The 23,564-nt window shown below is 67.2% G+C and carries 18 protein-coding genes and 1 tRNA gene; 11 read left to right on the top strand and 8 right to left on the bottom strand.

Annotated features, from left to right (window positions below):
* Positions 1-18: 18 nt before the first annotated feature.
* The 4 genes from ATE59_RS02785 (at position 19) to ATE59_RS02770 (ending at position 3,164) form a co-directional block, all read left to right on the top strand.
* Complete coding sequence (locus ATE59_RS02785) at positions 19-990, top strand: magnesium and cobalt transport protein CorA (protein WP_003043194.1); 972 nt, start codon at positions 19-21, stop codon at positions 988-990.
* 130 nt (positions 991-1,120) lie between these two features.
* Complete coding sequence (locus ATE59_RS02780; RefSeq protein ID WP_058811107.1) at positions 1,121-2,725, top strand: ABC-F family ATP-binding cassette domain-containing protein; 1,605 nt, start codon at positions 1,121-1,123, stop codon at positions 2,723-2,725.
* Between the two features lie 59 nt (positions 2,726-2,784).
* Positions 2,785-2,860: transfer RNA gene (locus tag ATE59_RS02775), tRNA-Val, on the top strand.
* A gap of 112 nt (positions 2,861-2,972) precedes the next feature.
* Positions 2,973-3,164 (top strand): YgaP family membrane protein, encoded by a 192-nt coding sequence (locus ATE59_RS02770; protein WP_040589835.1) that lies wholly within the window; start codon positions 2,973-2,975, stop codon positions 3,162-3,164.
* Here ATE59_RS02770 and ATE59_RS02765 read toward each other — a convergent pair.
* The 8 genes from ATE59_RS02765 to ATE59_RS02730 all read right to left on the bottom strand — a co-directional run bounded on the left by ATE59_RS02765 (position 3,142) and on the right by ATE59_RS02730 (position 15,430).
* A complete protein-coding gene (locus tag ATE59_RS02765; protein ID WP_003043326.1) occupies positions 3,142-3,408 on the bottom strand; it encodes a CBU_0592 family membrane protein in 267 nt (88 codons plus the stop codon). The two genes, ATE59_RS02770 and ATE59_RS02765, sit on opposite strands and share 23 nt — an antisense overlap.
* Positions 3,409-3,479: 71 nt before the next feature.
* On the bottom strand, positions 3,480-6,152 hold the full coding sequence (gene acnA / locus ATE59_RS02760; protein ID WP_058811106.1) for an aconitate hydratase AcnA: 2,673 nt from the start codon (positions 6,150-6,152) through the stop codon (positions 3,480-3,482).
* Between the two features lie 269 nt (positions 6,153-6,421).
* Positions 6,422-7,432: a LacI family DNA-binding transcriptional regulator gene (locus ATE59_RS02755; RefSeq protein WP_058811105.1), complete on the bottom strand. Its 1,011-nt coding sequence runs from the start codon at positions 7,430-7,432 to the stop codon at positions 6,422-6,424.
* A 52-nt stretch (positions 7,433-7,484) separates the two neighbouring features.
* Positions 7,485-8,483: a DUF2891 domain-containing protein gene (locus ATE59_RS02750; protein WP_003043333.1), complete on the bottom strand. Its 999-nt coding sequence runs from the start codon at positions 8,481-8,483 to the stop codon at positions 7,485-7,487.
* Positions 8,484-8,605: 122 nt separating this feature from the next.
* Positions 8,606-9,544: a DUF979 domain-containing protein gene (locus ATE59_RS02745; RefSeq protein WP_058811104.1), complete on the bottom strand. Its 939-nt coding sequence runs from the start codon at positions 9,542-9,544 to the stop codon at positions 8,606-8,608.
* The gene (locus ATE59_RS02740; RefSeq protein ID WP_058811103.1) at positions 9,541-10,221 is read right to left on the bottom strand and encodes a DUF969 domain-containing protein; all 681 of its coding nucleotides are present in this window, start codon (positions 10,219-10,221) and stop codon (positions 9,541-9,543) included. The genes ATE59_RS02745 and ATE59_RS02740 overlap by 4 nt, the downstream gene beginning before the upstream one ends.
* On the bottom strand, positions 10,222-13,851 hold the full coding sequence (locus ATE59_RS02735) for a hydantoinase B/oxoprolinase family protein (protein WP_058811102.1): 3,630 nt from the start codon (positions 13,849-13,851) through the stop codon (positions 10,222-10,224).
* Positions 13,835-15,430 (bottom strand): CHASE domain-containing protein, encoded by a 1,596-nt coding sequence (locus ATE59_RS02730; RefSeq protein ID WP_231737152.1) that lies wholly within the window; start codon positions 15,428-15,430, stop codon positions 13,835-13,837. Before ATE59_RS02730 ends, ATE59_RS02735 begins: the two co-directional genes overlap by 17 nt.
* Before the next feature lie 201 nt (positions 15,431-15,631).
* On the opposite strand from ATE59_RS02730, the gene ATE59_RS02725 reads away from it, so the two are divergent.
* The 7 genes from ATE59_RS02725 to ATE59_RS02695 all read left to right on the top strand — a co-directional run bounded on the left by ATE59_RS02725 (position 15,632) and on the right by ATE59_RS02695 (position 23,520).
* Positions 15,632-16,282 (top strand): glutathione S-transferase family protein, encoded by a 651-nt coding sequence (locus tag ATE59_RS02725; protein ID WP_058811289.1) that lies wholly within the window; start codon positions 15,632-15,634, stop codon positions 16,280-16,282.
* On the top strand, positions 16,279-16,920 hold the full coding sequence (locus ATE59_RS02720) for an energy transducer TonB (protein WP_058811100.1): 642 nt from the start codon (positions 16,279-16,281) through the stop codon (positions 16,918-16,920). Before ATE59_RS02725 ends, ATE59_RS02720 begins: the two co-directional genes overlap by 4 nt.
* Before the next feature lie 163 nt (positions 16,921-17,083).
* Positions 17,084-19,219 carry a TonB-dependent receptor gene (locus tag ATE59_RS02715; RefSeq protein WP_058811099.1) on the top strand — a complete coding sequence of 712 codons (2,136 nt, stop codon included), beginning with the start codon at positions 17,084-17,086 and terminating at the stop codon, positions 19,217-19,219.
* Complete coding sequence (locus tag ATE59_RS02710) at positions 19,219-20,298, top strand: PepSY-associated TM helix domain-containing protein (RefSeq protein ID WP_058811098.1); 1,080 nt, start codon at positions 19,219-19,221, stop codon at positions 20,296-20,298. Before ATE59_RS02715 ends, ATE59_RS02710 begins: the two co-directional genes overlap by 1 nt.
* A 104-nt stretch (positions 20,299-20,402) precedes the next feature.
* Positions 20,403-20,777: an ArsR/SmtB family transcription factor gene (locus tag ATE59_RS02705; protein WP_058811097.1), complete on the top strand. Its 375-nt coding sequence runs from the start codon at positions 20,403-20,405 to the stop codon at positions 20,775-20,777.
* Entirely contained in the window at positions 20,774-21,253 is a 480-nt protein-coding gene (locus ATE59_RS02700) for an SRPBCC family protein (protein WP_003043364.1), read from the top strand. The genes ATE59_RS02705 and ATE59_RS02700 overlap by 4 nt, the downstream gene beginning before the upstream one ends.
* A gap of 98 nt (positions 21,254-21,351) precedes the next feature.
* On the top strand, positions 21,352-23,520 hold the full coding sequence (locus ATE59_RS02695; RefSeq protein ID WP_058811096.1) for a primosomal protein N': 2,169 nt from the start codon (positions 21,352-21,354) through the stop codon (positions 23,518-23,520).
* The last annotated feature ends 44 nt before the right edge of the window (positions 23,521-23,564 follow it).

The following is a 23,564-nucleotide window of genomic DNA, read 5'->3' as shown; positions in this document are numbered from 1 at the left end:
AGTCGAGGGAGTTTGACGATGCCGATCAAGGCCGCCCGCCTCTATAATGATGGCAAGCTCGTGCGCGAGCTGGGCCCGAACGAGGCGATTCCCGACCATTGCGATCCCGGCGATTTCTTCTGGCTTGGCCTGTTCGAGCCGACCCCCGGCGAGCTTGAGGGGATCGCCAGGCGCTTCGGCCTGCATCCGCTGGCGGTCGAAGATGCGCTGAAGGCCAACCAGCTTCCAAAGGTCGAAGCCTATGGCGAGCAATTGTTCGTCGTCGCCAGCACCGGCAATCGCGATGGCGATACGATCCAGTCGGGCGAAACCGCCTTCTTCCTTGGCCGTCACTTCATCGTGAGTGTCCGTCACGGGTCGGCGCGGACGCACAGCGAGGTGCGCGCACGGCTCGAATCGTTGCCGGCGAAACTGGCGCACGGCCCCGATTATGTTCTCTATGCGGTGCTCGATTTCATCGTCGACGGCTATTTCCCCGTGATCGACGCGATCGAGGACCGGCTGCTCACGGTCGAGGAAAGCGTCATGGACACGCCGCTCGACGCTGACGACATCCGGCATCTTTACGGCCAGCGGCACGAGATCATCCGTTTTCAACGCCTGGTCGGATTGATGAAGGATGTTGCATCGCGCCTGACCAGCGATGCCGACCTGCCGTGCATCGACGATGCCGTGCGCCCCTTTTTTCGCGACATCTGGGACCATGTGCAGCGCGCCGAATTCCGCCTCGTCGGATTGCGCGATGTCGCGGCGTCGGTCGTCGACACCAACAATCTGCTCGAACAGCAGCGGCAGGGCGCGATCACGCGCCAGCTTGCGGCCTGGGCCGCAATTCTGGCCGTGCCCACCGCGATCGCGGGCATTTACGGCATGAATTTCGAGCATATGCCCGAACTCGGCTGGACGTTCGGCTATCCCTTCGCGCTCGGGCTGATGGGCAGCGTGTGCGCGCTCCTCTATTGGCGCTTCAAGCGGATCGGCTGGCTCTGACGCCGGCACGCTCTTGCCCGGTCGCCACCGGGACGCTATCTGTCATCCGTCATCTTTTTAAGGAGTCAGAGGATCATGGACCGCAACTGAACGCATCGCCCCTAGCCTTGCCTTCAGGAAAGCCTTGTCCATGTCTACGATCACCCTCTCCCGCCTCGGCTGGTCGACCCCCGACGGTCGCCGCATATTTTCCGATCTCGACCTTCAGTTTCGCCCCGAACGCACGGGTATCGTCGGGCGCAACGGCGTCGGCAAATCGACCCTGTTGCGCCTGATCGCGGGTGAGGCAACGCCGACGAACGGCGCGATCAGCCGCGGCGCGCGCATCGCCATGCTGCACCAGACGGTGCAGGTTGCCGCCGATGCGACGATTGCCGATCTGTTCGGCGCGCGCACCGCGCTGGCCCTGCTCGCGCGCGCCGAAGCGGGGACGGCGTCGCTCGACGACATCGCAGAGGCCGACTGGACGCTGGCGTCGCGGATCGACGAGGCGCTGGCCGGTGTCGACCTGCCACTCGATGCCGCAACGCCGCTTGTGCATCTTTCGGGTGGGCAACGCACGCGCGCCGCGCTCGCCGGCGCGATGTTCGCACGGCCCGATTTTCTGCTGCTCGACGAACCGACCAACAATCTCGATCGGCAAGGCCGTGAAACGGTGCGCGCGATCCTGCGCGACTGGCAGGGCGGCGCGATCGTCGTTAGTCACGACCGCGAACTGCTCGAGGAAATGGATGCGATCGTCGAACTGACCGCGACGGGCGCCGCCCGTTATGGCGGCGGCTGGAGCGCCTATTGCGCGCGCAAGGCGGTCGAACAAGCGGCCGTCGAGGCCGACCTTGCCACCGCAGAGAAGCGCGTCGATCAGGCCCATCGCCAAGCGCAGGCCGCCGCCGAGCGGCAGGATCGCCGCGATTCGCGGGGCCGGAAAAATGCGGCGCGCGGCGACATGCCGCGCATCGTGATGGGGGCAATGCAGCGCCGCGCCGAAGAATCACGCGCTGCCGCCGGGCGGCTGGCCGAACGCCAGCAGGGACAGGCCGAGCAGGCGCTCGCCGCGGCGCGCAGCCGGATCGAGATCGTAGATCCGCTGGCGATCGCGCTGCCGTCGACGGGCCTCCCGGCTTCGCGGACGGTCGTAGCGTTGGAGCATGTCCGCGCGGGCTATGACGGCGGCGCACCCGTCATCGATGATTTGTCGCTCACGATCACGGGACCCGAGCGATTGGCAATCACCGGTCCAAACGGATCGGGCAAATCGACGCTGCTCGCGCTGATCGCCGGAACACTGACGCCCTGGTCGGGGAGCGTGCGCGTCGGTGTGCCGTTCGCGCTGTTCGATCAGCGCGTCGCGCTGCTCGATCCGCTACTTTCGATCGCCGACAATTTCCTGCGGCGCAACCCCGGGGTCGGCAACAATGCCTGCCGCGCCGCGCTCGCACGCTTCCGCTTTCGCGCCGACGCCGCCGACCGCATCGTCGGCACGCTCAGCGGCGGGCAGATGCTTCGCGCCGGGCTTGCCTGCGTGCTCGGCGCGCCGCAGCCGCCGCAAATGCTGATCCTCGACGAACCCGGCAATCATCTCGATCTCGATTCGCTCGCCGCGATCGAAACCGGGCTTGCGGCCTATGACGGCGCGCTGATCGTCGTCAGCCACGATCCCGCCTTTCTGGACGCGATCGGGGTGAGCCGCGAACTGGCGCTGGGAGACGACCGCGATCACCCCCCACCCGGCTGACACGCCAGCGACTTGCCAGCGGCGTCTGGCTGTGGCAGGGGCGCCGCTCCCACGCGATGGGGCGCTTAGCTCAGTTGGTAGAGCATCTCGTTTACACCGAGAGGGTCGGCGGTTCGAGCCCGTCAGCGCCCACCATCCCGCCGCCCGGCCCGAAAGGGGCGGGCCGCGTCTCTTGATCCAGCGCAATGACCGCGCGCCGCGCGCGCGTCAAAACTTCCGTGTCGCACCTGCAATCGGGAGTCTGGATATGTTTGCACGCAATGTTGGCACCATCGACCGCCTGCTGCGGATCGTCGTCGGCGTGATGCTGATCGTTCTGGCGGCTTATGGACGCATCGGCCCGTGGGGCTATATCGGGGTCGTGCCGCTGCTCACCGGCCTGTCGAGCCGCTGCCCCGCCTATTCGCTGCTTGGGGTCAGCACCTGTCCGCGCGGCTGAGACGGCGCACGTTCCACAGCGTGAAAAGGCCGATCGCGGCCCAGATGATGTTGAGGCCGGCGGACGGCAAGGCACCATTATAGCCTGAATTGATGACGAAGCCGGTGGCGCCGACGACGTTCATCCATTGATAGGCCGCGCCGCGCGGTTCGAGCTTGCCGAGCGAGAGCAGCACATAGCTTGCCAGAATGATCGCGGCCGCGGTCCAGCCGATCACCTCGATCATGATCTGAAGCAGGTTCATCGCCCTATCCCCAAAGAAAACGCCCGCCCCGGTAAGGGGGCGGGCGCATATTGCCGATTATCCTGCGGCAATCAGGCCGCGAGCTTGCGCAGCACATAATGCAGGATGCCGCCGTTCATATAATATTCGACCTCGTTCGCGGTATCGATGCGGCACAGCGTATCGAAGCTGAAGGTCGAACCGTCAGGGCGCGTGACTTCGACCGTCACCGTCTGGCGCGGCTTGATGTCGGCGATGCCCGTGATGGTGAAGCTGTCGTCGCCGGTCAGGCCCAGCGTCTCGCGGGTCTGACCCTCGATGAACTGGAGCGGCAGCACGCCCATGCCGACGAGGTTCGAGCGGTGGATACGTTCGAAGCTCTCGACGATGACGGCGCGGACGCCGAGCAGGTTGGTGCCCTTCGCCGCCCAGTCGCGCGACGAGCCGGTGCCATATTCCTTGCCGGCGATCACGACGAGCGGGGTGCCGTCGGCCTTGTGGCGCATCGCGGCGTCGTAGATCGGCATGACTTCCTGGCCATAGCGCGACATGCCGCCTTCGATGCCGGGGACCATTTCATTCTTGATGCGGATGTTGGCGAAGGTGCCGCGCATCATCACTTCGTGGTGGCCGCGGCGGGCGCCGTAGCTGTTGAAGTCGGCCTTGCTGACCTGATGTTCCATCAGCCATTTTCCGGCCGGCGAATCCGCCTTGATGCTGCCCGCCGGAGAAATATGGTCGGTGGTGATGCTGTCGCCGAGGATCGCGAGCGGCTTTGCCCCGACGATGTCGCTGACCGGCGCCGGAGTCATCGACATGCCCTCGAAATAGGGCGGGTTGGCGACATAGGTCGAGCCGGCGCGCCACTGATAGGTGTCGCTGCCCTCGACCTCGATCTTCTGCCAGTGCGCGTCGCCCTTGTAGACGTGCGCGTAGCGCGCCTCGAACATGTCGCGGTCGACCGCGCCGGCGACCATGTCGGCGACTTCCTGGTTGGTCGGCCAGATGTCCTTGAGGAACACGTCCTGCCCGTCCTTGCCGGTGCCGATCGGGGTGGTGGTGAAATCCTCGATCACCGTGCCCTTGAGTGCATAGGCGACAACGAGCGGCGGAGAGGCGAGGAAGTTGGCGCGCACGTCAGGCGACACGCGGCCTTCGAAGTTGCGGTTGCCCGAGATGACGGCCGCGGCGACGAGGCCATTCTCGTTGATCGCCTTCGAAATCGGCTCGGCGAGCGGACCCGAGTTGCCGATACAGGTGGTGCAGCCATAGCCGACGAGGTTGAAGCCGATATTGTCGAGATGTTTCTGCAGCCCGGCCTTTTCGAGATAGTCGGTGACCACCTGCGATCCCGGCGCAAGGCTGGTCTTGACCCACGGCTTGGGCTTCAGGCCCAGCTCGTCGGCCTTTTTGGCGACGAGCCCCGCAGCAACGAGAACGCCGGGGTTCGAGGTGTTGGTGCAGCTGGTGATCGCGGCAATGGTGACGTCGCCGTCGCCGATGTCGAAATCCTTGCCCTCGACCGGCACGCGCGTCTGCGCCTTGTTATAGACCTTTGCCATGTCGGCGTTGAAGACATCGTCTACGTCGGGAAGCGAGACGCGATCCTGCGGCCGCTTCGGCCCGGCGAGCGACGGGACGACGGTCGACAGGTCGAGTTCGAGCGTGTCGGTGAACACGGGGTCCGCCGCGCCGTCGACGATCCACAGCCCCTGCGCCTTCGCATAGGCTTCGACCAGCGCGATATTTTCTTCGCTGCGGCCGGTCAGGCGCATGTAATCGATCGTCTTGTCGTCGATGCCGAAGAAGCCGCAGGTCGCGCCATATTCGGGCGCCATATTGGCGAGCGTCGCGCGGTCGGCGAGGCTCAGCGAGGCGAGGCCGGGGCCGAAATATTCGACGAAGCGACCGACGACGCCCTTGGCGCGCAGCATCTGCGTCGCGGTGAGCACCAGGTCGGTCGCGGTGACGCCTTCCTTCAGCTTGCCGGTGAATTTGAAGCCGACGACTTCGGGGATCAGCATCGACACGGGCTGGCCGAGCATGGCCGCCTCCGCTTCAATCCCGCCGACACCCCAGCCGAGGACGCCGAGGCCGTTGATCATCGTCGTGTGGCTGTCGGTGCCGACGCAGGTGTCGGGATAGGCGACGGTGGTGCCGTCGGCATCTTCGCTCGACCACACCGCCTGCGCGATATGTTCGAGGTTGACCTGGTGGCAGATGCCGGTGCCCGGAGGCACCGCCTTGAAGTTCGACAGCGACTTCGACCCCCATTTCAGGAAGTCGTAGCGTTCGCCGTTGCGATAATATTCGATCTCGACATTCTGCTCGAACGCCTTCGGCGTGCCGAATTCGTCGACCATGACCGAGTGGTCGATGACGAGGTGGACGGGGACGAGCGGGTTGATCTTGGTCGTGTCGCCGCCGAGCTTGGCAATCGCATCGCGCATCGCGGCAAGGTCAACGACGCAGGGAACGCCGGTGAAATCCTGCAGCAGCACGCGCGCCGGGCGATACTGGATTTCGCGGTTCGAATGGGGATCCTTTTGCCAGTCGACGAGCGCCTGGACGTCATCAGTCGAGACGGTGAAGCCGCCGTCCTCGAAGCGCAGCAGATTTTCGAGCAGCACCTTCATGCTGAATGGCAGGCGCGAAACGTCGCCCAGCTTTGCTGCCGCCTTTTCGAGCGAATAATAAGTGTAGCTCTTGCCGCCGACGCTCAGCGTCGAGCGGGTTCCCAGCGTGTCGTGGCCGGTGGTGGTCATAGGTCAGCAGTCCCCATGTTGGCGCGGCGGGGAATGACGGCCGGCCGCCCAAGCCAGGAGAGCGGGGCAAGCGGAGTCGCACGCGCGGGTTTATGTCCGCGCCGCCTTACGCCGGAAGGCAGGAATTGCAAGGGGGTGGCGGCGGATGATGCACGCGAACCCGGCCATTCGTCCGCGGGCGGCGCCCGAAATTTTCCCGGACAAGGACACAAACGCCGCGGTCCCGAAGCTTTGTTATTCGGGATGACGATCCCGCCCGAACAATCGCGTCAGGCGGTACCGCGCACCGCGAGGCGGACGGGTATGCGGGTGCCGTCGCGGGCGTGGGCATCATCTTCCAGCGCCATGGCGACGAGCGCTTCGCCCGCGGCATCGAGATCGGGCTCGATCGTGGTGAGCGCGGGATCAGCGAGCGTGCCGGCGCGGATGCCGTCGAAGCCGATCAGCGCGACGTCGCCGGGCACGCTGCGCCCCATATCCTTGATCCCCTGAAGCACCCCCAGCGCGAGCATGTCGCTGGCGGCGAAAATACCGTCGATGTCGGGATGCGCGGCGAGCAACGCGCGCGCGGCGGCGATGCCCTCTGCATGGCGATCTTCCGCCGGCGGCGGCTCGGCGAGGACGGGGGCGAGGCCGTGCGCGGCGAGCGCGGCGGTGAAGCCGTCGCGCCGCTCGTCGAACTGGCGCTGCGGCGAGCGCTGCGGGCCAACAAAGGCGAGGCGGCGGCGGCCCGAGGCGACGAGATGATCGGCGGCGAGGCGCCCGCCCACCTCATTATCGCTGCGCATCCAGTGGAAGTCGCCGCCGGGGCTGCCCCAGCAGGTGAAATCATGCCCCGATGCCTGCGCCGCGGCGAAATAATCCCACGCGGCGCGGTTGCTGGTCGTGCCGATGACGATCATCGCGTCGGCGAGCCCCGAGCGAACGAAATCGGCGCGGAAATTGGCTTCGCTCTCCTGAAAGGAAACGAGCAGGTTGAAGCCGCGCGCCGAGGTGGCGGCGGCGATGCTGCCGAGAAGCGCGAAATAAAAGGGGTTGATCGCGCTGCGGTCCTCGCCAGGGCGGCAGATGGTGACGAGCGCGATCGTCTCGCTGCTCTTGAGGCGCAGCGACGAGGCGTGGCGATCGACGACATAGCCAAGCTCGGCCGCCGCCTGCGCGACGCGGGCACGCGTTTCGGCGTTGACGCCGGGGCTGCTGCGCAGCGCGCGCGAGACGGTCGACTGCGACACGCCCGCGCGCTCGGCGACGTCGAACGATGTCGGGCGCAGGGTTTTCATGTGCAGTCCGTTTCCCCTCTTACGCCGTCTCTTGCGTCCACGCGGGGGCTTGTCAATCGGCGAGGCCGTCCAATGCCAGGAGCGCGAAGCTCGCGAGCCAATGTTCGCCCATATAGTCGCCGGTGACGTGCGGGAGCGCGGCGGCGAGGTGCTGCTCGGCGGCGGCTTCGGCGACGGGGGTAACGGGGTGCGCGGCGCCGAGCTTGGCGGCGATCGCACGCCAGCACCAAGCGCGGCTGAGATTGAGGCCGTCGAGATGCGCGATCTTACCGTCGCTGCGGTCCGACACGGTCGCGGGGGCGAAGAGCGTTGCGGGTTGATGCGCAGCTGCGCGGGGCAGAAAGGCGTCGAACCACGCGGGGAAGGCATCGCCGAGCACGACCGCCATCAGATGCGCCTCGGTCAGCGCCGAGGAGAGAAATTCGTCGCCGCCGGGCTCCCATGCCTGACAATCGCGGTCGCCAGCAAACCAGTCGCGCGCGCGGGCATCGACCAGGGCGACGAGCGCGGGGTCGTGCCCTCCTGCCCAATGGCGCGCGAGGAGCAGCGCGAAGGCGATGTTGAAATGGGTGCCGACGCGCAAAGGATAGGTGAGCTTGGGCAGAAAGGCGTGGAAGCGCGCCGCGAAGGCGAGCGCGAGCGGTTCGAGCGCGGCCGCCCAAGGCGCGTTGTGCTGTTCGGCCTCGACATGCAGCGCGAGGAGCCACGCCCAGCCATAGGGACGCTCGAAGCCCGCCGCCATCGGCCGGCCCAGAAAGGCAAGCTCGCCCGCGACCTTATCCGGCACGAGCATCGCATCGGCGCGCGCGCGGATCTCGGCCGCGACGGGCAGATCGGGACAGAGGCGCGCAAGGCGAAGGATCTGCCACCAACCATGGACGCAGCTATGCCAGTCGAAACTGCCGTGAAAGATCGGGTGATGCTCGCGCGGGGGCCGTGCGTCCTCGGGGCCGTTCAGCACCAGGTCCATCTTGTAGGGATATTCGCGGCCGAGATGCGACAGGGTCGCGGTGGCAAAGCGGACGGCGTGGTCGGGGGTGAGGTCGGTCATTACCGGAATTTCTCTATCCGTTTGTGCTGAGCTTGTCGAAGCGCCGTTCTTCTCTTTCGACGCTGCAGAAGCAAGAACGGCCCTTCGACAAGCTCAGGGCGAACGGAAATTTGAAGGCGGCGCTAAAACGCAAAGAGCCAGATGAAGAGGATATTGACCGCGAGCAGCGGGATCGCGGTGCCGATCTGCACCTTGATGACCCCATAGGGGTTTTTCAGCTCGAGCAGCGCGGCGGGGACCAGGTTGAAGTTCGCCGCCATCGGGGTCATCAGCGTGCCGCAGAAGCCTGCGAGCATGCCGATCGCGGCGACGACCGCGGGATTGCCATCATATTGCTTGATCAGCAGCGGCATGCCGACCGCCGCGATCATCACCGGAAAGGCGGCGAAGGCGTTGCCCATCACCATGGTGAAGAGCGCCATGCCGAGCCCGAAGGCGACGACGGCGCCGAACAGGCTGCCCTGCGGGATCGCGGCGCCGATAAGGTCGCCGACGACTTCTCCGACCCCGGCGAGCGCGAACACCGCGCCGAGGCTGGCGAGCATCTGCGGCAGGATCGCCGCCCAGCCGACCGCGTCGAGCAACCGTCGCCCCTGCTGCGCCGGGAGCAGGAGCGCGGGCCGCAGCCGCGCCATGCCGACGGCGAGCGCGATCAGCACGCCGATACCGAGCGAGATCAACGTCGCCTGCTTCGGATCGGCAAGCCCCGGCACCCATTTGAAGAGGAAGGTGCCGGCGAGCGCGACCGCCGGGATGATGAGCGCGACGACAAGCAGGAAATTGCCGTAGCGCGCTGCGCGTTCGGCCTGCACGCCCGCCGGCACCTCGCCGCCCGGCGCGCGGCCGATCTGGCCCGTCCCGGCGATGGCGACGAGTGCGAGCACGAGCAGCCCGTTGCCGAAATCGCCGAGGCGGTCGCCCGCGAGCATCGACAGCGCGAGCAGCCCCCAGAAGGCGGCGTTGCCGAAGCGTTTGGGATTGCTGCGATCGCCAAGGCCGAGCGCGGCGAAGATCGCGAAGGTCAGTCCGGCGAGGACATAGACGAAACCGAGCGTGATCATGCGCCGGTCCCTTGCCCCGGCGCGCGCAGCATCCGCTTTTCGAGCAGCCGCAGCCGGAAGCCGTGGATCAGGAAGGCCGCGATCGCGGTCGGGATCGCCCAGACCGAGAAATGCAGCGGTTCGATGACATAGCCATAGCCTTCGAGCAGCCCCTTCATCAGCAGGATCGACCCGATGGCGAGGAAGATGTCTTCGCCGAAAAACAGCCCGACATTGTCGGTCGCGGCCGCATAGGCCCGGATTTCGTCGCGCTGCGCATCGCTCAGCGTGACGCCCTGCGCCTCCGCGGCGGCTTCCGCCATCGGCGCGACGAGCGGACGCACCGTCTGCGGATGCCCGGCCACCGACGTCAGCCCGACCGCCGACATCGCCTGGCGCAGTAGCAGATAGGAGGCGAGCAGCCGGGCGAGCGTCGCGCCCTTGATCCGTCCGATCAGCGAGCGCGCATGTTGCTGAAGCCCATAGGCTTCGAGCAGGCCGATGACGGGGAGCACGATCCAGACGATGCTGACATAGCGCGTATCGTTGAACGCCTTGCCGAAGGCGGCGATGATCGCGGTGACGTCAAGCCCGGCGGCCAGACCCGTCGCGAGCGCCGACGCCATGATGACGAGCAGCGGATTGAAGCGGAGCAGGAAGCCCGCGATGATGATCGCAATCCCGATCAGGACAAGCATCTAATCCCCCTCCGCTTCGCCATAACCGCCACCGCCGGGGGTTTCGATGACGAAGGCGTCGCCCGCGCCCAGGTCCGCGCTGGCGGTCGCGCCCAGTTCTTCGGTCGTCCCGTCGGCGCGCTCGATCCAGTTGCGGCCCGGTGCGCCGTCGGCGCCGCCCGCAAGGCCGCTGGGCGCGATCCGGCGACGATTAGCGAGAATGTTCGCAGCCATCGGTTCGCGGAACCGGATGCGGCGCGTCGCGCCGTCGCCGCCGCGCCAGCGGCCCAGACCGCCCGACCCTTTGCGGATCGAAAATTCCTCGACGATCACCGGAAAGCGCGCCTCCATCACTTCGGGATCGGTCATCCGGCTGTTGGTCATATGCGTCTGGATCACCGCAGTGCCGTCGAAGCCCGGGCCGGCGCCCGATCCGCCGGCGATCGTTTCATAATATTGGTAGGCTTCGTTGCCGAAGGTGAAATTGTTCATCGTCCCCTGCGCCCCCGCCATCGCGCCGAAGGCGGCGAACAGCGCGTCGGTGATGACCTGGCTGGTTTCGACATTGCCCGCGACCACCGCGGCCGGATAGCGCGGCGAGAGCATCGAATCGTCGGGAACGATCAATGTCACCGGCGCCAGGCAGCCCTCGTTCATTGGGATCGGGTCGTCGAGCATCGTGCGCAGCACATAGAGCACCGCAGCGCGCACGACCGGCAGCGGCGCGTTGAAATTATCGGGGAGCGTCGCCGACGAGCCGGTAAAGTCGATGGTGACGTGGCGTGCCGCGCGATCGACCGTCACGGCCACGACGACTTCGGCGCCATTGTCCATCGCATAGCGGAAATGCCCATCGCCCAGCCGCGCGACGAGCTGACGCACCGCCGCCTCCGCCTGACGCTGACCATGTGCCATATAGGCGGCGACGGTCGCGCCGCCGTGCGCGGCGGCGAGGTCGGCAAGGCCGCTGGCGCCACGCTGGCAGGCGGCGACCTGCGCCTTCAGATCGGCGATGTTGAGCGCCGGGTTGCGCGCCGGCAGGTCGCCTGCAGTCAGATGCTCCTGCACGGCGGCGTCGCGGAAATGGCCGTCATCGACGATCAGCATATTGTCGAAGATGATGCCTTCTTCCTCGATATTGCGGCTGCCCGGCGGCATCGATCCGGGCGCGATCCCGCCGAGATCGGCGTGATGGCCCCGCGCCGCGACGAAAAAGGCGGGGGCATCGGCTTCGCTATCGACGAACACCGGCATGATGACGGTGATGTCGGGCAGATGGGTGCCGCCGTCATAGGGAGCGTTGAGCGCATAGGCGTCGCCGCGCCGGATGCCGCGCCCGTCGCGCGGACGCCCCTCCGGGCCGGGTCCGCGCTGGCGCAGGATGGTCCGCACGCTTTCGCCCATCGACCCCAGATGCACCGGCATGTGCGGCGCATTGGCGACGAGCCGCCCTTCGCCATCGAAAAGCGCGCAGGAGAAATCGAGCCGCTCGCGAATATTGATCGACGAAGCGCTGTGCTGAAGCGCGCCGCCCATTTCCTCGGCAATCGCCATGAACAGGCTGTTGAAGATTTCGAGGCGGACGGGATCGGGTGCGGCCGGATCGTCACTATCGCCTTGCGATGGCGAGGCGACGGGACGGATCGCCGATGGATTTGCGAGCCTCAGCGTCCCCTCGGGCTCGACCGTTGCGGTCCAGCCGGGTTCGACGACGGTCGTCGACAGCGGATCGACGATGATCGCGGGACCGGCGATGCGGCGGCCGGGGGCAAGCGCGCTGCGCTGATGGAGCGGGACGGCGCAGGGTCCACCCGCGAGCCAGGCGGTGACGGTTTCTGCCTCCACCTCGGCCTCTGGCGCGGGGGCCGGCAGGGCCGCGGGCGCGTCGCCCGCTTCGGTCAGTTCGACACGGATGCGATCGACGACCAGATCGTCGTGCGGCGCATAGCCGAAGCGCGCGCGGAAGGCATCGACAAAGGCGGCACGCACCGCTGCGGGGTTTCCGGTCGGCAGCTCGATCGCATTGTCGCTGTCGGCAAGACGCACGAACAGCAGGGTTTCGTGCGTGACCGGTACGTCGGGTGCCAGGCCGCCGCGCGCCTGGGCGCAAAGTTCGGCCTCCGCGCGGTGCAGCGGTTCGACGCAGCCCGCGCCGAGCGGCAGCGCGAGCGTACGCTCACGGATCGCCGACGGCCGCGCGAGGCCCATGCCATAGGCCGACAGCACCCCGGCAAGCGGATGGAGCAGGATCCGGTCGATCCCCAATGCGTCGGCCACGAGGCACACATGCTGCCCCGCGGCGCCCCCGAAGCCGACGAGATGATAGCCCTGCGTCACATCATGCCCGCGCGCGATGGTGATGCGTTTGATCGCATTCGCCATCTGCTGAACCGCGATTGCGAGCAACCCCTCGGCAAGCGCCTCGGGCGTGATGTCGCCGACTTCGGCCGCCATGGCGGCAAATTTTTCGGCGACGATGGCGCGGTCGAGCGACTGGTCGCCCGCCGGACCGAAGAGCCTGGGGAAATGTTCGGGCTGAATCTTGCCGAGCAGCACGTTGCAGTCGGTGACGGTCAGCGGCCCGCCGCGGCCATAGGCGGCGGGGCCGGGATTGGCGCCCGCGCTTTCGGGTCCGACGAGCAGGCGCGCACCGTCCCAGCGGCAGATCGAACCGCCCCCGGCGGCGACGGTGTGGATACGCAGCATCGGCGCCCGGATGCGCGTGCCCGCGACGATGCTTTCGTTATCGCGTTCGAGCCGCCCGGCATAATGGCTGACGTCGGTCGAGGTGCCGCCCATGTCGAAGCCGATGAGCCGATCCTTGCCCAGCGGCGCGGCGCTGCCGACCATGCCGACGATGCCGCCCGCGGGGCCCGAAAGAATCGCATCGCGGCCGTGGAACGCCGCGGCCGACGCGAGCCCGCCCGAGCTTTTCATGAACTGCGGACGGCTATCGTCGCCAAGTTGGGCGCAGAACTGGCCGACATAGTGGCGCAGCACCGGCGACAGATAGGCGTCGGCAAGCGTGGTGTCGCCGCGCCCGACCAGCTTGATCAGCGCGCTGACTTCATGGCTGACCGAAATCTGCGCGAAGCCGAGTTCGGCGGCGATCTCTGCCAGGCGCCGTTCGTGCGCGGGGTAGCGATAGCCATGCATCAATATGATCGCGATGCTGTCGATGCCGTCCGCGCGCGCCTTTTGCAGCGCGGCGCGCGCGGCGTCTTCGTCGAGCGGGATCAGCAACTCGCCGTCGGGACCGACGCGCTCGGCAATTTCGGCAACTTGGGCGTGCGGCGGCGGCGTGCGGTCGAGCCGGCGCGCGAACAGGTCGGGACGATCCTGATAGCCGATGGTCAGCGCATCGCCGAAGCCGCGCGTGATCGCGAGCAGGGTCGGCGCGCCCTTGCGTTCGAGCAGCGCGTTGGTCGCAACGGTCGACCCCATGCGCACCGCGAGCGGCGGCAGCGCGCCTGTCCCGGCGCCGGTCAGGTCGCGGATCGCACCCACCGCCGCGTCGCCGGGACGCGCCGGGTCTTCGGAAAGATATTTGGCAGTGACGACCGCCCCCGCCGGCGAGCGCGCGACGACGTCGGTGAAGGTGCCGCCGCGATCGATCCAGATATGCCAGCGCGGATCAGGCGGCGGCGACACGATCGGGCCAGCGGATGACGATCGACAGGCCGTGATCGGCGGCAGCGCGGGTCCATTGCCCCTTGAGCTGGCGTTCGATCAGCGAGCGGATGAACTGGGTTCCGAAGCTTTCGCTTTCGATGTGCGGGGTTTCGGGCAGGCCGCTCTCGATCCACGACAGCTCGACATCGCCGCCGTCGCGGCGCCAGCCGACCGCAAGATCGCCCTTCCCGCCGAGCGCGCCATATTTGACGCTGTTGGTCACCAGTTCGTGCACGGCAAGGGCAATAGCCTGCGCGCCCTCTTCGTCAAGCCGCACGTCCGGGCCTTCGACCGCGGCAAGCCGCTGTGCGTCCCAGCCCGCAATGTCGAGTTCGCGCCGGACGATGCGGCCGAGGTCGACCGTATCGACCGCGCCGGTGACGAGCATCTGCTTCGAATCGGACAGCGCGCGCAGCCGCCCGTCGAACTTCGCCTCGAACGCCTCCAGACTGTCGACCTCGCGCAGCGTGATCCGCGCGAGCGCACCGATGCGCGCGAAGGCATTTTTCATGCGGTGCGCCATTTCGCCGATCATCAGCTCGCGATCTTCGGCATGACGCTCCTTCTCCTCAGCCAGCGCCTGCGCCACGCCGAGGCGGCGATGCTGCAGGCGGTGCAATTGCACCGCGAGCCAGGCGAGCGCGGCGCCGAATAGCAGGATCGCGAGCGGACGGCCCAGCCGGTCGATGAAGCGGCCGTAGGACAGCCGCATCGTCCAGCGGCGATCGGCGACGCGCAGCGTCTCCTGATGCGCGTCCCAGCCGACCTTGCCATGACGGAAGACGAGCGGCGCCGACGGGCCTTCGCCGGCATAGACTTCGATCCCGTCGACCGTGTCGAGCTGGTTTCCCAGCACCGCGCGCATCAGATTCTCGATGCGGAATGGCGCGTAGACAAAGGCCTCGATCGGTTGCGCGGGCGAGGGCGGCGGTACCGCCGACGGCGCGGCGTCCGCAGCCACCGGCGGGTTGGCGTAGACGGGCACATAGATCAGGAAGCCCGGCTGCTTGTGCTGCGCATTACGCTCCTGGATCAGTTCGACGATCCCGCTCGCTGCCGGCTGGCCGGTCTGCCAGGCGCGGCGCATCGCCTCGCGCCGGATCGGTTCGCTGTACATGTCGTAGCCGAGCGCCCCGCGGTTGCGATCATTGTCGGGTTCGACAAGGACGATGGGAAAGCCGATCGGCTCACTTGTCCGCGGCCAGACCTTGATCTCTCTGCCGTAATTTTCGCGCAGCTGCGCCTCGGCCGCGGCGGGGGTGTCCTGCTGGATCGCGACGGCGATGCCGACCCCCTGCATCCCCGGCGCGCGCACCTGCGGCCGCAGCGCCGCGAGGAAGGCGCGGACCCCCGGCCCGCTCGCCGCCGTGTCGGACTGATAGAGCGCGCGTACCCCTTCGAGCACCGCGAGCTGATCGCGCAGCCGGACGTTGACCTGCATCGCGACGCGGGTCGCCTGCTCATCCTCCTGCGCCTTATTGTAAAAGAAACTGGCGACCGCCGCCGCGAGGGCCGCTGCCAGGATGCCGAGCCCGACGAAGCGGACCGAAAGGGCCATCAGCCGATCTGCCCAGAGCGAAGGGCGCATTACACATATCCTGATGATTGCTGCCGTAGCAGCGCCCCCCTCTGTCACAAATAGGAGCATGCCAAGCGACCGATAGCAAGCAGCATTTGTTGCGCATCGCTGTAATCATCGAACAGGTTGCAGCGAGCAACCGACCGCCTATGTTCGGACGGGAATCAGGAGGATGTCATGATGATAGTCTATGGGTCGATCGTATCGCCGTTCGTGCGCAAATTGCTCGCTTTTCTGGGTGAAAAGGGTCTTGATTTCGAGCTCAAGGGCGTGGGCATCGGCGATCCCGATCCCGGCTTTCGTGCCGCATCGCCGCTCGGCAAGATGCCGGCGATCGACGACAACGGCTTCCTGCTCGCCGATTCGAGTGCGATTATCCACTATCTCGAAGCGAAATATCCCGAACCGGCGCTGATCCCCGCCGACCCCGAAGCGCGCGGCCGCACCGTGTGGTGGGACGAGTTCGGCGACACCGTGTTCGCGGCCTGCGGCGGCAAGATGTTCTTCAACCGTATCGTCGCCCCCAAATTCCTGGGCCGCGAAGGCGACCTCGCCGCCGCCGCCGAAGCCGAAGCCGAGGAACTGCCCAAATTGCTCGCCTATCTGGAAAGCGCGATCCCGGCGTCGGGTTATCTGGTCGGCGACCGGCTGACCCTCGCCGATCTCGCGGCAGTGTCGCCGCTGGTCAATGTCCGCCACTGCGGCATAACGATCGACGCCGCCACCTATCCCAAAATCGCCGCGTGGAGCGAGGCGATCCTGTCGCGCCCGAGCATGGCACCGTGGATCGCCAAGGAAGAGCGGATGATGGCCAAGGTGCTGGCGGGTTGATCCGGACCGGCGCGGCGATCGCGGGCGCGCTGGCGCTGGCATCCGCGGCGGCCGCGCAACCGTCGATGCCGGTGGCGCGTGCCACCGACGCCGACCGGTTGCTCGTCGGCCTCGCGGACGAAGCGGCGGGCGAAGCGATCGTCACGCTGCGCCATGACGAAGCGAGCAACGCGCCGACGTGCAAGGCGGGAAGTGTGCGGGGCGGGCAGGCGACTGCCGATGCGTCCTGCACGCTCGCGCTCAAAAAGCTGGGCTGGGCAACGGCGGGCGTCGACCGCAACGGTAAACGGCAAGCGTTGCCGCGCCTACGCATCGCCTGGACCAAGCCCGACAAGGCGGGCGCGGACTCCGACGCCACCGACGAAGATGGTCTGACGCCAATCAGCCCCGAACGCTGGATCCTGCCTGCCGATTATCCCAGTACACGGGGGCAAGGCGCCAGCGAGTTCATACTGGATGTCGCACCTTCGGGCCGCCCGACCGCTTGCCACATCACAAAATCGGCCGGCAGCGACATCCTTGATCGCAAGACATGCGAGGTCCTGATGCGAAGCGGGCTGTTCCTGCCCGCCCTCGACGCGCAAGGAAAGCCGCGCCCCGCGCAGTTCCGATCGCGGCTGAGCTGGGCCATCGAATAGCGGCGGGTCGGCCAGCGAGACGCGGCGTGTGCCGCTTTCGTCATCCTATGCGCCATCCAGGAAGGCGAAGCGGCAAAGGAATTGCGCTCGGCCAAATTCTGCCCTGAAACCCCTTGCATTTGCGAATCAGTCGCACTAGCGGCCTGCTCAACAGGAGTTGAGAATGATTCGCAAAATTGTCGCCGCAGCGCTGGCCTGCACCGCGCTTTCCTCCCCCGCGCTCGCGCAGACCGCGACGCCCGACACGAAGGGCGAGGATAATATCGTCGTCACCGCGGCGCGCACGATCCTGCCCCCCAATGCCCTGCCACTGACGGTCGATGTCATCGGCAAGGAGGCGCTCGACCAGCAGGTGCTGATTTCGGGATCGGTCACCGACGCGGTCGCAACGCTGACCCCCAGCTTTTCGCCGACGCGTCAGAAATTGTCGGGCGCCGGTGAGACGTTGCGCGGGCGCTCGCCGCTCTATGCGATCAATGGCATTCCGCAATCGACCCCGCTGCGCGACGGCAGCCGCGACGGCTTCACCATCGATGGCTTCTTCATCGACCGGGTCGAGGTCATTTACGGTTCGAACGCGCTGCAGGGGATCGGCGGCACCGGCGGTATCGTCAATCAGGTGACGGTCGGTGCGCCGAAGACCGAAGGCGTCAGCGGCCGACTGCTGCTGCAGGGCACCGCCGACGACGAATTTTCCAAAGCCGGCATGGGCGGCAAGGCGGCGGGGCTGGTTCAGTATCGGGCCGGACGCTTCGACGCGTCGGTTGGCGCCGCCTATGAAGTGCGCGGCATCTTTCGCGACGGCGAAGGCCGCCCGGTCGGGATCAATCTGACGCAGGGCGAGACGCAGGATTCCAAGACGCTCTCGCTGTTCGGGCGCTTTGGCTACGAGATCACCGACACGATGCGGCTCGACCTGATCGCCAGCCGTTACGAATTGAAAGGCGACGGCGATTATGTCGCGGTGGCAGGCAATCGTGCGACCGGCCTGCCGACCAGCGCGGCGCGCGGCACCCCGCCCGGCGATCCCGCCGCGAGCCGCACCGAAAGCCTGGCGCTGTCGTTGACCGACAGCGACCTTGGCGGCGGGAATTTCGTCGGCCAGATTTTCTGGAACCGCACCCGCGACACCTTCGGCGGCGAACCCAATCCGATCGCGACCTTCCAGGACGTCCAGATCGCGCCGGTCGGAACGCTGTTCGATCAATCGCAGAACCGCAGCCGCAAATATGGCGCCAAGCTCAGCTATGAACGTGCGGTGCCCGGTTTCGAGGCACTGACGCTGATCGCCGGTTTCGACGCGCTGTGGGATTCGACCGAACAGCGGCTGATCGCCACCGACCGCGTCTGGGTGCCGCCGACCGATTTCCGCAGCTTCGCGCCGTTCGGACAGGCCAATCTCAAATTGTTCGACGGCCTCGTCCGCGTCGCCGGCGGCGCGCGCTACGAAAATGTGAAGATCAGCATCGACGATTATACCACGCTCGCGAGCGCCGGCCGCACCTTCGTCAAGGGCGGCAGCCCGAGTTTCGACGACGTGCTGCTGAACGGCGGGGTAATCGTCGAGCCCATCCCCGGCATCCGCGCCTATGCGAGCTATGCCGAAGGCTATACCGCCCCCGACGTCGGCCGCATCACCCGCGCGGTGAGCACGCCGGGGGTCGAGATCGACAATTTCCTCAACATCCGTCCGATCGTATCGAACAACCGCGAGATCGGCGTCGAGGTGAAGCGCGGTCCGCTCGATGCGAGTGCGACCTATTTCTGGTCGTCGAGCAAGGAAGGGCAATTGCTCGTCGCCCGGCCCGACGGCATTTTCGACGTGCTGCGCCAGCGCGTCGCGATCGAGGGGCTGGAGATCAATCTGGCGGTCAAGCTGCCGATTGACGGCCTGACCGTCACGGCAGGCTACGCCCATCTCGACGGCAAATATGATGCCGACGGCGACGACATCGTCGAAACCGACCTCGACGGTGCGAATATCTCGCCCGACCGGCTGAACCTGGCCGCCAGCTACGCCAAGGGGTCGCTGTCGGCGCGCGTCCAGACGCAATTCTATCTTGCGCGCAGTTTCACCGGCCCGACGCGCGACCCGCGCAACGATTTCGAGGGCTATAATCTGACCGACGCCTTCCTGCGCTACCAGACGCGGATCGGCGGCATCAGCCTGGCGGTGCAGAATCTGTTCGACCGGCAGTATATCGCCTATGCGAGCGACACCCAGCGGCCGACCGATAATTTCTTCAACTTCGCCGGCCGCGGTCGCACCTTCACCCTCGGTTGGGATTATCGCTTCTGATGCAGTTGCTCGACACGCTGCACCGCTGGACCGGCGGGCTGATCGGGCTGGTGCTTGGCCTTCTGGGCCTCACCGGCGCGATCCTCGTCCACAAGGATGCGTGGATCGGGCTGCCGCATAGCGGCGATCCGCTGCGCACCGACCTTGGCAGCGTGACGCGGGCGACCGAGGCGATCATGGCGAAGCCGGGTGCGCAGGGCATCATCTATGCCCGCGACGGCTTTGGCCTCCACCAGACCCGCTTCGGCGAAGGCGCCGGTGCCTATGCCGACCAGACGGGGCAGATCGTCACCCGCTGGGCCAGCCAGTGGGAGCGGCCCGAGCTGTGGATCTTCGATTTCCATCACCATCTCTTCGCGGGCGACAGCGGCGAGTGGGTGATCGGCATCGCGGGCCTGTGCGGGCTGTTCTTCATCGTGTCGGGCGTCATCCTGTGGTGGCGGACGCGCCGGACCTTCCGCCTGCGCCTGTGGCCCAAGCGAATGAGCCGGCCGGCGATCGTCACGCATCACCGCGACTTGGGAATCGTGATGGCGCCGCTGTTGCTTCTGTCGGTCGTCACCGGGACGATGATGATCTTCCGCCCCTTCGCAATGGCGGTCGTCGCACCCTTCGGTTCGATTGCCGCGGCGGAGAAGTCGATGGCGCCGCCCAAATATAAGGGCGGCCCGCTCGCCGCGAAGCCCGATTATGCGTCGATGCTCGCCGAAGCGCGCCGCCGCTTTCCCGACGGCGAGTTCCGTATCCTCAGCCTGCCGCGCAAGGCGGGCGACCCGATCATGCTGCGGATGCGCCGGCAGGCCGAATGGCTTCCCAACGGCCGCTCGACGCTGTGGTTCGACGCGCAGACGGGCCGGTTACTCGGCGCGCGCGACGCGCTCGCCATGGCGCCCGCCGCACAAGCGTTCAACAAGGCCTATCCGCTGCACGCCGCCAAGGTCGGCGGGCTCGGCTATCGCATCGTCATGACCTTGTCGGGGCTGACGATGGCGATGCTCGGCAGCTTTGCGGTGTGGACCTTCTGGTTCCGGCGGCCGAAGCCCGCCCGCGCCCGACCGCGCCGCATCGCCATCGCCTGACCCCCGCTCCGCCCGCGATCGCGCGCCATATTGTGGCGCTCCAATAGTTAGGAATTGACCTAACTATTGGAGCGCTCTAAGAGGGTTGGCGAAAGGAGACTGCCATGTCGGCCATCCGGCCCGATGCCCCGATTGCGCCCGAACCGGCGATGATCGACGGCATCTTCCGCGCCCTCGCCGACCCGACACGGCGGCAGGTGCTCGAACGGCTGGGCGAACGACCGGCGTCGGTCAGCGAACTTGCGGCGCACCACCCGATGGCGCTCCCCTCCTTTCTCGCGCACCTCAAGGTGCTCGAAGGCTGCGGCCTCGTCCATTCGCGCAAGCATGGCCGGGTCCGCACCTACAGCCTTGCCCCCGACCGGCTGCGGCTGGCCGAGGACTGGCTCGCGACCCAGCGCCGCCTGTGGGAAGGCCGACTCGACCGCATGGATGCCTATCTGCTCTCGCTCAAAAACAAGAAGGAGACCCCCGAATGACCTTTCCGCTCAGCCCGGTCGATCCCGACCTCGACCTTGTCCTCGAACGCGTGATCGACGTGCCCGCCGACCTTGTGTGGAAGGTCTGGACCACACCCGAGCATCTGGTGCACTGGTTCGTGCCGAAGCCCTGGACGGTCACCGCCTGCGAGATGGACCTGCGCCCCGGCGGCGTCTTCAGCACGACGATGCGCTCGCCGGAGGGTGAGGAGTTTCCGAACAGCGGCTGCTATCTGGAGGTCGTGCCGGGCGAACGGCTGATCTTCACCGACACGCTGCTCCCCGGCTTCCGCCCCGCGCCCGCGCCCTTCTTCACCGCCGGCCTGTTCCTGACACCGCAGGGCAACAGCACGCTCTATCGCGCGGTCGCGGTCCACGGCGACAGCGCCGCGCGCCAGAAGCATGAGGAAATGGGCTTCCACGACGGCTGGGGAACCGTGGTCGGCCAGATGGTCGACTATATCAAGGCGATGTGAGCCGCCGACGCAGGTCGGCAACGGACATCGGGCATCGGCTCGGCGAGGCATAGCGCGCTTTCCTATTTTCGCCGCGCTCCTATATCGTCATCGCTTCCATGACCCGTGCCCGCGTCCTCCTTCTGACCGCCGCCCTCGGCCCGCTCGACTATCGCGTCCCGCACGGCAGCGACGCGCCGCTCGGCAGCGTCGTCGTCGCGCCGCTCGGCCCGCGGCGGCTGGGCGGCGTGGTGTGGGAGGATGAAAGCTTCGGCGCCCCCGAACCCGTCGGCGACAACCGCCTGCGCAATTTGTTCGAGGTCGTGCCGGTGCCGCCGATCCGCGCGCCGCTGCGCCGCCTCGTCGAGTGGACGAGCGACTATTATCTCGCACCCCCTGGATCGGTGCTGCGCATGGTTCTGCCCGGCGCCGCCTTTGCCGACGCGCGGCGCCCCATCGTCGAATATCGTGCGACGGGCGAACGACCGGCGCGGATGACGCCACAACGCACCGTGGCGCTCGAAAAGATCGGCGCACGGCAGGGCATTGTGCGCGAACTCGCGGCGCTGGGCGAAGTCAGCGAGGCGGTGATCCGTGGCCTCGTCCAGACGGGCGCGCTCGAGGCGGTGAGCGTGTCGGCCGATCAGCCCTATCCGGAGCCCGACTCTGCCTTCGCGCCGCCCGACCTCTCGGTCGAACAGGCGGTCGCTGCCGGGCAATTGCGCGACGCCGTCGCCGCCCGCGGGTTCGAGACGCTGCTGCTCGACGGCGTCACCGGATCGGGCAAGACCGAAGTCTATATGGAAGCGATTGCCGCCACCGTGGATGCCGGCCGGCAGGCGCTCGTCCTGCTCCCCGAGATCGCGCTTACCGAACCAATGCTGACGCGCTTTGCCGCGCGCTTCGGCTGCGAGCCGGTGGCGTGGCACAGCGGGCTGCGATCGGTCGAGCGGCGGCGCGCCTGGCACGCGATCGCAAGCGGCGAGGCGAAGATCGTCGTCGGCGCGCGCTCGGCGCTGTTCCTGCCTTACGCCAATCTGGGCGTGATCGTCGTCGACGAGGCGCATGAAACCAGCTTCAAGCAAGAGGATGGCGTCCATTATCACGCGCGCGACGTCGCGGTGATGCGCGGCCATTTCGAAGGCTTGCCGGTGATCCTTGCGAGCGCGACCCCCGCGCTTGAAAGCCTCGCGCAGGTCGAGGCCGGACGCTATCGCCACATTGTGCTCCCCGCGCGCTTTGGCGGCGCGACGCTGCCCGATCTTGCCGCAATCGACATGCGGCAGGATCCGCCCGATCGCGGCCGCTGGCTCGCGCCGCCGCTCGTCGAGGCACTCGCCGACCGGTTGCAGAAGGGCGAGCAGAGCCTGCTGTTCCTCAACCGCCGCGGCTTTGCGCCGCTGACGCTGTGCCGCACCTGCGGCCACCGCATCCAGTGCCCGAACTGCACCGCTTGGATGGTCGAACACCGGCTCGTCCACCGCCTCGCCTGCCACCATTGCGGTCATGTGATGCCGCCGCCGCGCCTCTGCCCCGAATGCGAAGACGAGGACAGCCTCGTCGCATGCGGCCCCGGCGTCGAGCGCGTCGCCGACGAGGTGAGCTTACGCTTTCCCGAGGCGCGCACCGCGATCGTCACCAGCGACACCCTATGGTCGCCCGCGAAGGCGGCCGAGTTCGTCGAGGCGGTCGAGGATGGACTCGTCGACATCATCATCGGCACCCAGCTCGTGACCAAGGGCTATCATTTCCCCAATCTCACGCTCGTCGGCGTGGTCGACGCCGACCTCGGCCTCGACGGCGGCGATCTGCGCGCCGCGGAGCGGACCTTCCAGCAGATCGCACAGGTCGCGGGACGTGCGGGGCGCGGCGTGAAGCCCGGCGAGGTGCTGATCCAGACGCGCGTACCCGACGCCCCCGTCATGGCGGCGCTCGTCGCCAACGACCGCGAAGGCTTTTATGCCGCCGAAGCGGCGGCGCGAAAGTTCGCCGGGGCGCCGCCCTATGGCCGCTTCGCCGCGCTGGTCATTTCGTCCGAAGATATCGAGGTCGCGCGCGGTGTCGCGCAGCGGCTGGGCGAAAAGGCGCCTGTCGCCGACGGCCTCGCCATCTATGGGCCAGCGCCCGCGCCGCTCGCGATGCTGCGCGGCCGCCACCGCTTCCGCCTCCTCCTCCACGCCCCGCGCAGCTTCGACCTGCAGGGCGCGATCCGCGACTGGATCGGCCGAATAGACTGGCCGGCAAAAGTGCGCCTTGCGATCGACATCGATCCCTATAGTTTCGTTTGAGGCGAATCGGCATTTACAGGGCCGACATTGGGGCTAGACCTTGG

Source organism: Sphingopyxis sp. A083 (assembly GCF_001468495.1).
GTDB classification, from domain to species: Bacteria; Pseudomonadota; Alphaproteobacteria; order Sphingomonadales; family Sphingomonadaceae; genus Sphingopyxis; species Sphingopyxis terrae.
This window is presented reverse-complemented; position numbering and strand designations above follow the sequence as displayed.